At 72.8% G+C, this 1,466-nt stretch carries 1 protein-coding gene and 1 pseudogene; both read left to right on the top strand.

The window, feature by feature from the left end; all coding sequences use genetic code 11:
- Positions 1–438, top strand: a pseudogene (locus G3I65_RS21965) (hypothetical protein); the annotation flags it as partial.
- Positions 439–519: 81 nt separating this feature from the next.
- Positions 520–1,437: an MBL fold metallo-hydrolase gene (locus G3I65_RS21960; RefSeq protein WP_163046733.1), complete on the top strand. Its 918-nt coding sequence runs from the start codon at positions 520–522 to the stop codon at positions 1,435–1,437.
- The last annotated feature ends 29 nt before the right edge of the window (positions 1,438–1,466 follow it).

The following is a 1,466-nucleotide window of genomic DNA, read 5'->3' as shown; positions in this document are numbered from 1 at the left end:
AGCGGCGACCGGATCCACGGCGTGTCCGCGCGGCTGCTGCGCGACCACCGGCTCGACGTCGCGCTGCTCTGGCCGCACCTGTGGCTGGTCCTGCCGGAGCAGGAGCGCGCCGAGATCACCGCCGCCCGCACCGGCATGACGCGGGCGAGCGAGCTCGGCGCGTGGGCGGTGCTCTACCTGTCCCTGAGCTACTGGTGGTGGCCCGCCGCGGTGATCGCGGTGCTGCTCGCGATCACGGCCCGGACGCGCACGCGGACCGCCACCGACGGCTACGCGCGCTTGGTCGAAGCCGCCGTCCGCCTGCACGCCCGCGACCTCGCCGGCCAGGTCGGCATCGACTTCGCGGGCCCGCTCCCGGCGGACGCCGGTGATCGCTTCGACGAGGTCTTCGCCTCGGCCCCACCGCTCGAGCCGGTAACCAGACCCGGTGGTGGGTAGGCAGAACGGGGTCTGGTTCGCCGGTTCCGCGCTCGGCACCTTGGGGGTGTCAGCCCGTCCGCGACACCACTGAGGACCACCGTGAACGCGATTCCCGAAGAGATCACGCTGGGGGACGTCACCGTCACCCGCGTCACCGAGTTCGCCGGCTCGGTCGGCATGACGCCGGCCGAGTTCTTCCCCGCCAGTACGCGATCCTCGTGGGAGGAGAACCGCGACTGGCTGGCACCCGACTTCTGGGACCCCGGCACCGACGAGGTCCGCGCGGCGGTCCAGACCTGGCTGCTGCGCAGCGAAGGCCGCACGATCCTCGTCGACACCGGCGCCGGCAACCACAAGGAACGGCCCTACGCCGCGTTGTGGGGGCACCTCGACACCCCGTTCCTCGACACGCTCGCGGCGGCCGGGGTCCGGCCCGAGGACGTCGACGTAGTGGTCAACACCCACCTGCACACCGACCACGTCGGCTGGAACACCCGGCTCGAGGGCCGCACCTGGGTCCCGACCTTCCCCAACGCGCGGTACCTGGTGCCGCGGCGCGACTTCGACTTCTGGAACCCCGCCAACGAGCACAAGTCCGTCTTCGGCCGGGGGAACCAGAACGTCTTCGAGGACAGCGTCGCACCTGTGCACGAGGCCGGGCTCGTGGAGCTGTGGGACGGCTCGTACCGGATCGACGGCAACCTCCGGCTCGAGCTCGCGCCCGGCCACACGCCGGGATCTTCGGTGCTGCACCTGGAATCCGGCGGCGACCGCGCGCTGTTCGCCGGCGATCTCCTGCACACCCCGCAGCAGATCGTGGCGCCCGATGTCAATTCGTGCTTCTGCGAGGACGAAGCCGAGGCGCGCGCGACCCGGCACAAGCTGCTCGGGGCGGCGGCCGAGACGGGCGCGCTGGTGTTCCCGGCCCACCTGCCCGGACCCGGCGGGGTGCAGGTCCGGCGCGACGGGTCCCGGTTCGCGATCGCGGACTGGGCCGGCTTCGCGCGGCTCGCGTGAAGCCGCCGATCGCGCACCCGCCGTCGGGC

This window comes from Amycolatopsis sp. SID8362 (assembly GCF_010550475.1).
Classification (GTDB): Bacteria; Actinomycetota; Actinomycetes; order Mycobacteriales; family Pseudonocardiaceae; genus Amycolatopsis; species Amycolatopsis eburnea.
The sequence above is the reverse complement of the archived record's forward strand: the minus strand, read 5'-3'. Positions and strand labels throughout refer to the sequence as shown.